The following is a 13,567-nucleotide window of genomic DNA, read 5'->3' as shown; positions in this document are numbered from 1 at the left end:
ATCTATTAATTGTTAAGCTATTATTTTTTAGCTGCTTTTGGTCGCTTAGTACCATATTTAGAACGACCTTGCATACGGCCATCCACACCAGCAGTATCAAGTGCACCACGTACGATATGGTAACGTACCCCTGGTAAATCTTTTACACGTCCACCGCGGATAAGTACCACGCTGTGTTCTTGTAAGTTGTGACCAATACCTGGGATATAAGCTGTTACCTCGATACCGTTTGTTAAACGTACACGAGCATATTTACGAAGAGCCGAGTTCGGTTTCTTCGGTGTCATAGTACCCACACGTGTACATACACCACGTTTTTGTGGAGAAGATTGATTAGTTTGAGCTTTTTTGAAGCTGTTGTAACCTCTGTTTAAAGCAGGTGAGTCAGATTTTTTACCTTTACTCACACGACCATTACGGATTAATTGGTTAATAGTAGGCATTTAAATTTTCCTCCTTTCGCCTTTTGTAAGACCACACATCCAGGTGGTTCATTTTTTAGCAAAAAACAAAGTCTTTGAAACTAAAAGTTCAAAAACGTGTTAACTAATAATTGCAACAGTTGCAGCGTTAACTTCTATCCTACAAGCTTGACCAAGCTTTCGCATAGAAGGGACATACGTATACGGAACGTTTTCTTGCTGTGCCGTTTTTGCCACAATGGATGTGACATAAAAATCAGCGTCTTCAGCAATGATGACTTCCTTTACTGTACCTTTTTTTAATGCTTTCACCGTCTGCTTTGTTCCTACAATAATATGATCAGCCTGTAATACTTTTTCATAAGACATTATCATATCCTCCAAAGTAACAGGTAGTTTATAGGAGCACCTTTGATATAGTATCATTCCCTAGAATGGATGTCAACTAACGTTTTGTAGTTTTTTAAAAAAACATCCATTCTAGAGTAATGATTTTATAATTAGTCGATTGTTACCGTTTCTTCAGCTTGGTTTTTGATCGGTTCAGCATTACGATATCTCGTCATACCTGTACCAGCCGGAACTAGCTTACCAATGATAACATTCTCTTTAAGTCCAAGCAACTCATCACGTTTTCCTTTAATTGCAGCATCCGTAAGAACACGCGTTGTTTCTTGGAATGACGCAGCAGATAAGAAGGAATCAGTTTCAAGAGATGCTTTTGTAATACCAAGTAATACAGGACGGCCCGTCGCTGGACGATTGCCTTCAAGTAATACTTTTTCATTTGCATCAGTGAATTGGTGAATATCAAGTAATGAACCTGGTAATACATCTGTATCTCCTGAATCCATTACACGCACTTTACGAAGCATTTGGCGAACCATTACCTCTACGTGTTTATCTCCAATTTCTACCCCTTGCATACGGTATACTTTTTGCACCTCACGAAGCAAGTACTCTTGTACAGCCGTGATATCTTTTACTTTTAGTAATTCTTTAGGATCAATTGAACCTTCTGTTAATTCTTGACCACGTGCAATGCGCTGTCCTTCAATAACTTTCAGACGTGCACTGTACGGAGCTGTGTAAGAACGAGTTTCAATCTCTCCTTGAACAGTAATTTCATGTTGACGATCGCGTCCTTCAGAAATGCCGGCAATTGTACCTTCAATTTCAGAAATAACGGCTTGACCTTTAGGGTTACGCGCTTCGAAGATCTCTTGGATACGCGGTAAACCTTGAGTGATATCGTCTCCAGCAACCCCACCTGTATGGAATGTACGCATCGTTAACTGTGTACCTGGCTCACCGATAGATTGAGCAGCGATGATACCAACTGCTTCACCCACTTCAACTTCTGAACCAGTTGCAAGGTTACGACCGTAACATTTTTTACATACACCGTGGCGAGTGTTACAAGTGAATGCAGAACGAATCCATACTTCTTCAACACCAGCATCCACAATTGTTTCAGCTAGGTCTTCTGTAATTAGTTCGTTTTCTTTCACTAACACTTCGTTTGTTCCTGGGTGAAGTAGTGTTTTTCTTGCATAACGTCCAATTAGACGCTCATCAAGTTTCTCAATTTCTTCTGTTCCTTCTTTGATTGCAACAGCCAGAATACCGCGGTCTGTACCGCAGTCGTCATCACGTACGATAACGTCTTGTGCCACGTCAACCAAACGACGAGTAAGGTAACCTGAGTCAGCTGTTTTAAGAGCCGTATCGGCAAGACCTTTACGTGCACCATGGGTAGAGATAAAGTACTCTAATACTGTTAAACCTTCACGGAAACTAGATTTGATTGGTAACTCAATGATACGACCAGACGGGTTGGCCATTAGTCCACGCATACCTGCAAGCTGAGTGAAGTTAGATGCATTACCACGGGCACCAGAGTCACTCATCATGAAGATTGGGTTGCGTTTGTCCAATGACGCCATTAATTTACCTTGGATAACGTCTTTCGCGCTACTCCATACAGAGATAACACGCTCATAACGCTCATCTTCAGTAATTAAACCGCGACGGAATTGTTTTAGTACGTTATCTACTTTAGCTTGCGCTTCTGTTAAGATAACTTCTTTTTCTCCTAAAACCACGATATCAGCTACACCAACTGTAATACCGGCTTTAGTAGAATATTTGAAACCTAGGTCTTTCATACGGTCAAGCATTTTAGAAGTCTCAGTAATTTTGAAACGTTTAAATACTTCAGCGATAATATTACCTAAGATTTTTTTCTTAAACGGTGCGATAGCCGGTTGATTCTTGATGAATTCCTTCACATCTGCACCTTTTTCAACAAAGTACTTCTCAGGAGTTTTCACTTCTAAGTTTTCTCTTGTTGGTTCGTTAATGTATGGGAACGATTTTGGTAAAATTTCGTTGAAAACTAATTTACCAACCGTTGTAACAAGCAACTGTTGATTTTGTGCTTCTGTAAACGTTTCGTTGTTTAAAGAACCTGCATACACACCTACACGTGTATGAAGATGCACATAACCGTTTTGGTACGCTAATAGTGCTTCATTTGTATCCTTGAATACCATACCTTCTCCAACTGCCTCTTCACGCTCAAGCGTTAAGTAGTAGTTACCTAATACCATATCCTGTGAAGGTGTAACAACTGGTTTACCATCTTTAGGGTTCAAGATATTTTGAGCAGCAAGCATTAAGATACGTGCTTCTGCTTGTGCTTCTGCAGATAATGGAACGTGAACCGCCATTTGGTCACCGTCAAAGTCAGCGTTATATGCTGTACATACAAGCGGGTGAAGACGGATAGCGCGACCTTCTACAAGCGTAGGTTCAAATGCTTGAATACCTAGTCTGTGTAGCGTTGGTGCACGGTTTAAAAGAACTGGATGCTCTTTAATAACCGATTCTAATACGTCCCATACTTCAGGTTGCACGCGTTCAATTTTACGTTTTGCACTCTTGATGTTATGAGCTAAACCGCGTTCAACAAGCTCTTTCATTACGAAAGGTTTGAAAAGCTCTAACGCCATTTCTTTTGGAAGACCACATTGATACATCTTTAAGTTCGGACCTACAACGATTACCGAACGGCCAGAGTAGTCAACACGTTTACCTAATAAGTTTTGACGGAAGCGACCTTGCTTACCTTTTAACATGTGAGAAAGAGATTTTAATGGACGGTTACCTGGTCCTGTTACCGGACGTCCGCGACGACCATTATCGATTAATGCATCTACAGCTTCTTGAAGCATACGCTTTTCGTTTTGAACGATAATGCTAGGAGCTCCAAGGTCTAATAAACGCTTTAAGCGGTTGTTACGGTTAATTACACGGCGATATAAATCATTTAGATCAGACGTAGCAAAGCGTCCACCATCTAATTGAACCATTGGACGAAGTTCTGGCGGAATAACCGGTAGAACGTCCAAAATCATCCAAGAAGGTTCGTTACCAGAATGACGGAAAGCCTCTAGTACTTCTAAACGTTTAATGGCACGTGTACGACGTTGACCTTGAGCAGTTTTCAATTCTTCTTTCAAAGCATCTACTTCTTTATCAAGATCGATGTCATGCAATAATTTCTTAACAGCTTCAGCACCCATTGCTGCATGGAAAGTTTGTCCGTACTTCTCACGATACGCACGGTATTCTTTCTCTGATAAAAGCTGTTTCTTTTCAAGTGGTGTATCACCAGCATCTGTTACTACATAAGAAGCAAAATAAATGATTTCCTCTAGCGCACGAGGGGACATGTCTAAGACAAGTCCCATGCGGCTAGGAATACCTTTAAAGTACCAAATATGAGAAACAGGTGCAGCTAGTTCGATATGACCCATGCGTTCACGACGAACTTTTGCGCGCGTAACTTCTACGCCGCAACGATCACATACAACACCTTTATAACGAACGCGCTTATATTTTCCACAGTGACATTCCCAGTCCTTTTGTGGACCAAAAATACGCTCACAGAATAAGCCGTCTTTTTCAGGTTTTAACGTACGATAGTTGATCGTTTCAGGTTTTTTTACCTCACCGTACGACCAAGAACGAATTTTATCTGGCGAAGCTAGACCGATTTTCATATACTCAAAGTTATTTACATCTAGCAAGGAGCCTACCTCCCTTTTAATCTACAGGTTTTTTCCCTTAACGTTTATATGAAAGTAATTCCTTACTCTTTTGTGACAGGATCTTTTTGTCCTTCAGAAAGGCTTTCTTCGTTATCAGCAATAATTGATTCTGTTGGTTGCTCATGGTCCTCTTCTGAGTCCATGATATCAATTTCTTGCTCGTCAGCAGAAAGCATCTTCACATCCATACCTAAACTTTGTAGTTCTTTAATTAATACTTTGAACGATTCAGGTATGCCAGGTTCTGGAATGTTTTCACCTTTAACAATTGCTTCGTATGTTTTCACACGACCTACTACGTCATCTGATTTCACTGTTAAGATCTCTTGTAATGTGTAAGCAGCACCGTATGCTTCAAGTGCCCATACCTCCATCTCACCAAAACGCTGTCCACCGAACTGCGCTTTACCACCAAGTGGTTGTTGTGTAACAAGTGAGTATGGTCCAGTAGAACGAGCGTGAAGTTTATCGTCTACCATGTGAGCAAGTTTGATCATGTACATGATTCCTACTGATACACGGTTATCGAATGGTTCACCTGTTCGACCATCATATAGAACTGTTTTAGCATCACGAGACATGCCAGCTTCTTCGATTGTTGCCCACACATCTTCCTCACGCGCACCATCAAATACTGGAGACGCAACGTGAATGCCAAGCTTACGAGCAGCCATACCTAAATGAAGCTCTAGCACCTGACCGATGTTCATACGAGATGGTACCCCTAATGGGTTTAACATGATGTCAATTGGCGTACCGTCTGGTAGATAAGGCATATCTTCTTCAGGTAAAATACGTGAAATTACACCTTTGTTACCGTGACGACCGGCCATTTTGTCACCTTCAGAAATTTTACGCTTCTGAACAATATATACACGGACTAATTGGTTTACACCTGGTGGTAATTCGTCGCCATCTTCACGGTTGAAGACTTTAACATCAAGAATGATTCCACCGCCGCCGTGCGGTACACGAAGAGAAGTATCACGAACTTCACGCGCTTTTTCACCGAAAATAGCGTGTAGAAGACGTTCTTCAGCTGTTAGTTCTGTTACACCTTTTGGCGTTACTTTACCAACTAAAAGATCTCCGTCTTTTACTTCTGCACCAATGCGGATGATTCCACGCTCATCTAAGTTGCGAAGCGCATCTTCACCTACGTTTGGAATGTCACGCGTAATTTCTTCAGGTCCAAGCTTCGTATCACGAGACTCAGATTCATATTCTTCAATATGAACAGACGTATATACATCATCTTTCACAAGGCGTTCACTCATGATGATGGCATCCTCATAGTTGTAACCATCCCATGTCATGAAACCAACCATTACGTTTCGTCCTAAAGCAAGCTCACCTTTTTCCATTGAAGGACCGTCGGCTAAGATCTCACCTTTTACTACTTCGTCGCCAACTGAAACAATTGGACGCTGGTTGTAACAAGTACCTTGGTTAGAACGAACAAATTTTAATAATTTGTATTGATCTAAGTTACCTTTAACTTTTTGTCCGTCTACTTCTTCATAGCGGCGAACAAAAATTTGTTTTGCTTCTACGCGCTCTACAACGCCAGGATATTTACAAATCACGGCTGCACCAGAGTCTTTACCAGATACGTATTCCATACCTGTACCTACGATTGGTGCTTCAGGATTTAATAAAGGTACTGCTTGACGTTGCATGTTCGCACCCATTAATGCACGGTTAGAGTCATCGTTCTCTAAGAATGGGATACATGCTGTAGCGGCAGATACAACTTGTTTTGGTGATACATCCATATAATCTAAACGATCGCGACGGATAACCGTGTTTTCTCCACGGAAACGTGCAACGACATTTTCATCTAAGAATGAACCATCATCACCTAGACGAGCGTTCGCTTGGGCTACAACATAGTTATCTTCTTCATCAGCTGTTAAGTAGTCAATTCGCTCTGTCACTTTACCTGTTTCAGGATCGATACGACGGTAAGGTGTTTCGATGAAACCGAATTTGTTTACTTTTGCATAAGAAGATAGTGAGTTAATTAACCCGATATTCGGACCCTCTGGCGTTTCAATCGGACACATACGGCCATAGTGGGAGTAGTGAACGTCACGCACTTCAAAACCAGCGCGCTCACGCGTTAAACCACCAGGTCCTAGAGCTGAAAGACGACGTTTGTGCGTCAATTCGCCTAATGGATTCGTTTGATCCATGAACTGTGATAATTGAGAACTTCCAAAGAACTCTTTAATCGCCGCAATAACTGGGCGAATATTAATTAATTGTTGAGGTGTGATTGTATTCGTGTCTTGAATTGACATTCTTTCACGAACAACACGTTCCATACGAGATAAACCGATACGGAATTGGTTTTGTAACAATTCACCTACAGAACGCAGACGACGGTTACCTAAGTGGTCGATATCATCTGTGTCTCCTACTTGATGAAGCAAGTTAAAGAAGTAACTGATTGATGCTAAAATATCAGCAGGTGTGATATTTTTAACTTCTTCTGTTACATATGCGTTACCTGATACAGTGATGATTTTTTCACCTTCTGGATCATTTGGCGCATAAATCTTAATAGATTGTAATGTAACATCGTCTTCTACTACTCCACCAACCGGACTATAAGTTTTGAAGTTTACTCCACCTTCAAGCATCGGAATCAAGCGATCTAGCAGACGGCGGTCAATCATTGCGCCTTTTTCTGCAATAATTTCACCTGTTTCAGGATCAACTAATGTTTCAGCTAGCTTTTGATTAAATAAGCGATGTTTGATATGAAGCTTTTTATTAATTTTATAGCGACCTACGTTCGCTAAGTCATATCGTTTTGGATCAAAGAAGCGAGATACTAATAGAGACTTCGCATTCTCAACTGTCGGTGGTTCACCCGGACGTAAACGCTCATAGATTTCTAATAGCGCTTTTTCCGTTGTTTCCGTATTATCTTTTTCAAGCGTATTACGGATGTATTCATTATCACCGATTAAATCGATAATCTCTTGGTCAGAACCGAAACCTAGCGCGCGTAACAGCACTGTTACTGGCAGTTTACGAGTACGATCAATACGCACGTATACTACATCTTTTGCATCAGTTTCATATTCTAGCCATGCACCACGGTTAGGGATAACAGTTGCTGTATATCCTTTTTTACCGTTTTTATCAAGCTTTCCACTATAGTAAACACTTGGTGAACGAACCAACTGTGATACGATAACACGCTCAGCACCATTAATCACAAAGGTACCTGTTTCGGTCATCAATGGGAAATCTCCCATGAACACATCTTGGTCTTTTACTTCACCTGTTTCTTTATTAATTAACCGCACCTTAACACGAAGAGGTGCTGCATAAGTTACATCACGTTCTTTGGACTCTCCTACTGAATACTTTGGCTCACCTAAGCTGTAATCAATAAATTCTAGTGATAAGTTACCTGTAAAATCATCAATCGGAGAAATATCTTGGAACATTTCTCGTAAACCTTCATCTAAAAACCATTGGTATGAAGCCGTTTGAATCTCGATTAAGTTCGGTAACTCTAAAACTTCACTAATACGAGCATAACTTCTGCGTTGGCGGTGGCGTCCATACTGAACTAGTTGACCTGTCAACTGATTCACCCCTCAAATCAAGCGTTATTATTCAAAATATATAATAAACCATATGTTTATTATTGAACAAAAGAAAAATGGTCTCTTTAAATAGAAAACCACAATTTCATAAAAACGTACTATTGATTTTATTAGTTTTTCCCATATAATTCAAAATTATACCTTTTATTTTATGTATAACCCGAGCTTATATGGAATATTTATATATTGGCATTTTATAATGCTAACATACTAAAAAATATTAGTCAACATTTTTTAGCACATATGATATAATACCCTTTTTTCTTTTCTACTACTTCTACTTCATTAAATAGAGATTCTAATTTCGCAAGAGCAGATGGCGCTCCTTGCTTTTTCTGAATCACAATCCAAAGTTCTCCTTGGTCAGCAAGGTGATCTAATGATTTTTCTAGAATTTCATGAACAACTTTTTTACCCGCACGGATCGGCGGATTACTAAGAATAGCTGCAAAATTCGTTTCCTTCACATTTTCATAGCAAGAGCTTTGATAGATTGAAACATTTGATACTGAATTAACTTCAGCATTTTTTTGAGCTAGTGCTAATGCACGTTCATTAACATCAACCATATGGACGTTTCTTTGGCTGTCCTCTTTTGCAAGCGCCAACCCAATTGGGCCATATCCGCATCCAACATCCAGAAGCGGGCCGGGACTCTCGGGCATTTGAAACGTTTCAATTAACAGGCGCGATCCAAAATCGATCTCTTTTTTTGAAAAAACACCGCGGTCACTCGTAAATGAAAAAGAGGTTCCTCTCAATTCAAATGAAAAGCGCTCTTCATTACTTGCAGACGATGGTGTATTAGAAAAATAATGTTCTGTCAAAATAGAACCTCCTAATCAATATGTTCTTCTTTACTATAAATGAAAAGGATGACAGAAGCAAAAAAGCTCGCTTGTACAAGCGAGCTTTTTTATATCAGTTGTTAAGCAATAATTACTTAACTTCTACAGAAGCGCCAACTTCTTCAAGTTTAGCTTTTGCTTCTTCAGCTTCTTCTTTAGAAATACCTTCTTTAAGAGCTTTTGGAGCGTTATCAACGATTTCTTTAGCTTCTTTTAAGCCAAGACCAGTGATTTCACGTACTACTTTGATAACTTTGATTTTTTGTCCGCCAGCACTTTCAAGTACTAGGTCAAATTCAGTTTTCTCAGCAGCAGCTTCACCAGCAGCACCGCCAGCTACAGCTACAGGAGCAGCAGCAGTTACGCCAAATTCTTCTTCGATTGCTTTTACTAAATCGTTAAGTTCTAAAACAGTCATATTTTTAACTGCTTCAATGATTTGTTCTTGAGTCATTGTTAATTTCCTCCTTGTGATTGTGTTATATATAACAGACTAGATTATGCACCTTGTTCTTCTTTTTGATCTGCCACAGCTTTTGTAGCAAGAGCAAGGTTGCGAATTGGAGCTTGAAGCACGCTAAGCAACATAGAAAGTAAGCCTTCGCGAGATGGTAGTTCTGCAAGTGCTTTAATTTCTTCAACAGATGCAACATTACCTTCAATTACACCAGCTTTGATTTCTAACGCTTCGTGTTCTTTCGCGAAGTTGTTTAGAATTTTAGCTGGAGCAACAACATCTTCTCCACCAAATGCGATTGCATTTGGACCTACTAACGCATCATTAAGATCTGTTAGTTCAAGTTTTTCTACAGCACGGCGAGTTAAAGTGTTTTTGTAAACTTTGAACTCAATGCCTGCTTCACGTAATTGCTTACGAAGTTCAGTAACTTCAGCAACATTCAAACCACGGTAGTCAACGACAACTATTGAGTTACTCGCTTGAAGTTTTTCAGCAATTTCGTCTACGACTTGTTTCTTTTGTTCAATTACGTTGCTCATCTTTACACCTCCTGTAGATTTCCTTCCGTACACTCAGACAAGGTGCAATAAAAAACCTCCATGACAATAAAGACATGGAGGTGTAGTAAGCGAACCATAACGTTTCACTAATTTATCTCACACACCTCGGTAGGAAATTAAGCTTTGCAGCACCTACTGTCTACGGTACAAATGTTATTCTTTTTAACAACATTATCTATTATAATCAGGGACTTTCAAAAAGTCAACACCGATTTATTTCCAAATTTATTAAGCAGAGAATGAAGCAGTATCAACTTTGATACCAGGGCCCATTGTTGAAGTAACAGCTACGTTCTTCATGTATGTGCCTTTTGCTGCTGCCGGCTTAGCTTTTACCATAGTTTCGAAGATTGTAGTGAAGTTTTCAACTAACTTGCTCTCTTCGAAAGATACTTTACCGATTGGTACGTGGATGTTACCAGCTTTATCAACGCGGTATTCTACTTTACCAGCTTTGATTTCGTTAACTGCTTTTTGAACATCAAATGTTACTGTACCAGTTTTAGGGTTTGGCATTAAACCTTTAGGTCCTAATACACGACCAAGTTTACCAACTTCACCCATCATATCTGGAGTAGCTACGATTACATCGAACTCGAACCAACCTTGTTGGATTTTGTTGATGTAGTCAGCATCGCCAACGTAGTCAGCGCCTGCAGCTTCAGCTTCTTTAGCTTTTTCGCCTTTAGCGAATACTAATACACGTTGAGTTTTACCTGTACCGTTTGGTAGTACTACTGCACCACGAATTTGTTGGTCAGCTTTCTTAGGGTCAACTCCTAAACGGAATGCTACTTCTACAGTTGCATCAAATTTAGTTGTGTTTGTTTTCTTTACTAATTCAATCGCTTCTTGTACTGAATAAGTTTGTGTACGATCTACAAGCTTAGCAGCTTCAACGTACTTTTTACCTTTTTTAGCCATTTTTGTTTCCTCCTTATGTGGTTTTAACGGAATAACCTCCCACTAATAAAGGTTGCGAGCATAGGAAAACTTCCATTTCTCGCAACCTTCTAACACCCAATCAAATGGAATTAGTCTTCAACTACGATTCCCATACTGCGCGCTGTACCTTCTACCATGCGCATTGCAGATTCAACGCTAGCAGCGTTTAAGTCAGGCATTTTAGTTTCAGCAATCTCACGCACTTTGTCACGCTTGACTGTTGCAACTTTATTACGGTTTGGTTCACCAGAACCAGACTCAATACCAGCCGCTTTCTTAAGTAGTACAGCAGCAGGTGGAGTTTTCGTAATAAATGTAAATGAACGGTCTTCAAATACCGTGATTTCAACAGGAATGATAAGACCAGCTTGATCAGCTGTGCGAGCGTTAAACTCCTTACAGAAACCCATGATGTTAACACCGGCTTGACCTAATGCAGGACCAACTGGTGGCGCTGGATTTGCTTTACCTGCAGGAATTTGTAACTTAACAAGTTTAATTACTTTTTTAGCCACGAGACACACCTCCTTAAGTCCGTGATGTGGTAATAGGGCGATGCCCTCCCACTCAATGTTCTTTATATATAAAATAAAGAAATAGTTGTTTTAGTCTCTAGTTTTGAGACATACTGACTTATGAAATATTAACATTAAACTTCATGAATTGCAAGGTCTTACAGATTATATTTTTTCAATTTGTGTAAAGTCTAGCTCTACTGGCGTTTGTCTTCCGAACATATCCACATGAACCTTAACTTTACGTTTATCTGTATCGATTTCTTCAATGGTACCTTCGAAGTTTGCAAACGGACCTTCTTGAACCAATACTGTTTCTTTTAGTTCAAAGTCAAAGTCAGCATGCTTCTCGTCCATGCCCATTTGTTTTAAGATCATTTCTACTTCTTCTGGTAGAAGAGCAGTTGGCTTTGAGCCAGAACCTGCTGAACCTACAAAGCCTGTAACGCCAGGTGTATTACGAACTACATACCATGAATCATCCGTCATGATGATTTCAACTAACACGTACCCTGGAAATACTTTTTTCTTTGTAATCTTTTCTTTGTTGTTCTTAATTTCTCTTTCTTCTTCTTCAGGAACAACAACGCGGAAAATTTTATCTTGCATACCCATTGTTTCTACGCGCTTTTCTAAATTTGTTTTTACTTTATTTTCATATCCAGAATAAGTATGGACTACATACCAATTTTTCTCCATTTCTGAGGACTATACGTCCTTCCCTCCCAGCTCACTATAAAATAAGATGTCCTAATCTATTGCACAGACAACGCACTAGGAAAATAGTTGACTCCTAGCACAATCATTCTTAAAGCAAATTAAAAAACCCGTCTCCGGGCTTTTCTGAAAAAAACATAATTTAGCTTTATTATACCATGATTTAAGTCAATTTATTCAAGGGATTAAACGAATAAGTGACGAAATTCCGTAATCAACTACTACAAAAAAGAGTGTCATAAATACAACTGTAGAAATAACAGTAATTGTATAACGAGTTAGCTCATTTTTTTTAGGCCAACTTACCTTCTTCATCTCACGCCCAACATCACGTAAGAAATTTCCTACACGGTTCATGTTTGTAACCTCCAATAAATTAAAAGGGGTATTAGTCTGTGCAGATTATTGATCTACTTTGTTTCACGATGAATCGTATGTGCGTTACACGTTTTGCAAAACTTCTTCATTTCTAAACGCTCTTCGTTTTGCTGTGTGTTTTTCATAGTCGTATAGTTACGACTAGCGCATTGCACACACGCAAGTACAACTTTTTTACGCATAATGTCAACCACCTATAGAGTGATAATGTCTATAAAAAAGTATCACAGACTTTCTTAGCATGTCAATATGAGGATAGAAGGCTACATTGTGATTTCACGAATCTCGAGGTAGCGCTCTAATTTCCTTTTCACACGCTGAAGTGCATTATCGATGGATTTGACGTGGCGGTTTAACTCTTCTGAAATCTCTTGATAAGATTGACCATCTAAATAAAGAACGAGAACTTTTCGCTCAAGATCACTTAAAAGTTCAGCCATCTTTAATTCAATATCATCAAACTTCTCTCGATTAATGAGCAACTCTTCTGGATTTGCTACTTTTGTCCCCGAAATAACATCCATTAAGGTTCGGTCGGACTCTTCATCATATATTGGCTTGTCCAATGATACATAAGAGTTTAATGGAATATGTTTTTGCCTTGTTGCGGTTTTAATAGCGGTAATAATTTGCCTGGTAATGCAAAGTTCAGCAAAAGCTTTAAACGAAGTTAGCTTATCTTCTCTAAAATCTCTAATTGCCTTATATAACCCTATCATACCTTCTTGTACAATATCTTCACGGTCTGCCCCAATTAAAAAATATGACCGCGCCTTTGCTCGCACAAAGTTTTTGTATTTATGAATCAAATACTCTAATGCGTCAATATCGCCTTTATGCACAAGATCGACAACTGTTTCATCCTCTTGTTGTTCGAAATGAGCATGCAGTTTTCTCCCATAATTATCGCCCATATCGATCCCCCCGACCGCACAGTAGATAGAAATATTATACAGTAGCTAATTCCGTACCGTCAATAAC

13 protein-coding genes and 1 other annotated feature are annotated in these 13,567 nt (G+C 39.4%); all 13 genes read right to left on the bottom strand.

Translation table 11 applies throughout. The features are described from left to right. Positions 1 to 20 precede the first annotated feature (20 nt). Positions 21 to 443, bottom strand: coding sequence for a 30S ribosomal protein S12 (gene rpsL, locus BG04_RS12090; RefSeq protein ID WP_013054922.1), 423 nt, complete (start codon positions 441 to 443; stop codon positions 21 to 23). A gap of 99 nt (positions 444 to 542) precedes the next feature. Next, positions 543 to 791, bottom strand: a complete 249-nt coding sequence (locus BG04_RS12085; protein ID WP_013054921.1) for a 50S ribosomal protein L7ae-like protein — start codon at positions 789 to 791, stop codon at positions 543 to 545. A 131-nt stretch (positions 792 to 922) separates the two neighbouring features. Then, positions 923 to 4,516 carry a DNA-directed RNA polymerase subunit beta' gene (rpoC, locus tag BG04_RS12080; protein WP_013081369.1) on the bottom strand — a complete coding sequence of 1,198 codons (3,594 nt, stop codon included), beginning with the start codon at positions 4,514 to 4,516 and terminating at the stop codon, positions 923 to 925. Between the two features lie 62 nt (positions 4,517 to 4,578). After that, the gene (gene rpoB / locus BG04_RS12075; protein ID WP_013081368.1) at positions 4,579 to 8,142 is read right to left on the bottom strand and encodes a DNA-directed RNA polymerase subunit beta; all 3,564 of its coding nucleotides are present in this window, start codon (positions 8,140 to 8,142) and stop codon (positions 4,579 to 4,581) included. A gap of 245 nt (positions 8,143 to 8,387) precedes the next feature. Then, a complete protein-coding gene (locus BG04_RS12070; RefSeq protein ID WP_013081367.1) occupies positions 8,388 to 8,990 on the bottom strand; it encodes a class I SAM-dependent methyltransferase in 603 nt (200 codons plus the stop codon). Positions 8,991 to 9,102: 112 nt separating this feature from the next. Then, positions 9,103 to 9,465, bottom strand: coding sequence for a 50S ribosomal protein L7/L12 (gene rplL, locus BG04_RS12065; protein ID WP_013054917.1), 363 nt, complete (start codon positions 9,463 to 9,465; stop codon positions 9,103 to 9,105). Between the two features lie 44 nt (positions 9,466 to 9,509). Further along, complete coding sequence (gene rplJ, locus BG04_RS12060) at positions 9,510 to 10,010, bottom strand: 50S ribosomal protein L10 (protein WP_013054916.1); 501 nt, start codon at positions 10,008 to 10,010, stop codon at positions 9,510 to 9,512. Between the two features lie 40 nt (positions 10,011 to 10,050). After that, positions 10,051 to 10,194: a sequence feature (ribosomal protein L10 leader region), on the bottom strand. Positions 10,195 to 10,259: 65 nt separating this feature from the next. After that, entirely contained in the window at positions 10,260 to 10,955 is a 696-nt protein-coding gene (gene rplA, locus BG04_RS12055) for a 50S ribosomal protein L1 (protein ID WP_013054915.1), read from the bottom strand. 110 nt (positions 10,956 to 11,065) lie between these two features. Continuing rightward, positions 11,066 to 11,491, bottom strand: a complete 426-nt coding sequence (gene rplK, locus BG04_RS12050) for a 50S ribosomal protein L11 (protein WP_013054914.1) — start codon at positions 11,489 to 11,491, stop codon at positions 11,066 to 11,068. A 165-nt stretch (positions 11,492 to 11,656) separates the two neighbouring features. Continuing rightward, positions 11,657 to 12,190, bottom strand: coding sequence for a transcription termination/antitermination protein NusG (nusG, locus tag BG04_RS12045; protein WP_013054913.1), 534 nt, complete (start codon positions 12,188 to 12,190; stop codon positions 11,657 to 11,659). A gap of 195 nt (positions 12,191 to 12,385) precedes the next feature. Beyond that, positions 12,386 to 12,565, bottom strand: coding sequence for a preprotein translocase subunit SecE (gene secE / locus BG04_RS12040; RefSeq protein ID WP_013054912.1), 180 nt, complete (start codon positions 12,563 to 12,565; stop codon positions 12,386 to 12,388). A 53-nt stretch (positions 12,566 to 12,618) separates the two neighbouring features. Then, positions 12,619 to 12,768, bottom strand: a complete 150-nt coding sequence (rpmG, locus tag BG04_RS12035; RefSeq protein ID WP_013081365.1) for a 50S ribosomal protein L33 — start codon at positions 12,766 to 12,768, stop codon at positions 12,619 to 12,621. An 81-nt stretch (positions 12,769 to 12,849) separates the two neighbouring features. Next, positions 12,850 to 13,500, bottom strand: a complete 651-nt coding sequence (gene sigH, locus BG04_RS12030) for an RNA polymerase sporulation sigma factor SigH (RefSeq protein WP_013054910.1) — start codon at positions 13,498 to 13,500, stop codon at positions 12,850 to 12,852. Positions 13,501 to 13,567 lie beyond the last annotated feature (67 nt).

Source organism: Priestia megaterium NBRC 15308 = ATCC 14581 (genome assembly GCF_000832985.1).
GTDB classification, from domain to species: domain Bacteria; phylum Bacillota; class Bacilli; order Bacillales; family Bacillaceae_H; genus Priestia; species Priestia megaterium.
This window is presented reverse-complemented; position numbering and strand designations above follow the sequence as displayed.

Excerpts from the sequence above, each read along its gene's own strand:
- rpsL (WP_013054922.1), bottom strand. The coding sequence starts at position 443 with ATGCCTACTATTAACCAATTAATCCGTAATGGTCGTGTGAGTAAAGGT.
- BG04_RS12085 (WP_013054921.1), bottom strand. The coding sequence starts at position 791 with ATGTCTTATGAAAAAGTATTACAGGCTGATCATATTATTGTAGGAACA.
- rplL (WP_013054917.1), bottom strand. The coding sequence starts at position 9,465 with ATGACTCAAGAACAAATCATTGAAGCAGTTAAAAATATGACTGTTTTA.
- rplJ (WP_013054916.1), bottom strand. The coding sequence starts at position 10,010 with ATGAGCAACGTAATTGAACAAAAGAAACAAGTCGTAGACGAAATTGCT.
- rplA (WP_013054915.1), bottom strand. The coding sequence starts at position 10,955 with ATGGCTAAAAAAGGTAAAAAGTACGTTGAAGCTGCTAAGCTTGTAGAT.
- nusG (WP_013054913.1), bottom strand. The coding sequence starts at position 12,190 with ATGGAGAAAAATTGGTATGTAGTCCATACTTATTCTGGATATGAAAAT.
- secE (WP_013054912.1), bottom strand. The coding sequence starts at position 12,565 with ATGAACCGTGTAGGAAATTTCTTACGTGATGTTGGGCGTGAGATGAAG.
- rpmG (WP_013081365.1), bottom strand. The coding sequence starts at position 12,768 with ATGCGTAAAAAAGTTGTACTTGCGTGTGTGCAATGCGCTAGTCGTAAC.
- sigH (WP_013054910.1), bottom strand. The coding sequence starts at position 13,500 with ATGGGCGATAATTATGGGAGAAAACTGCATGCTCATTTCGAACAACAA.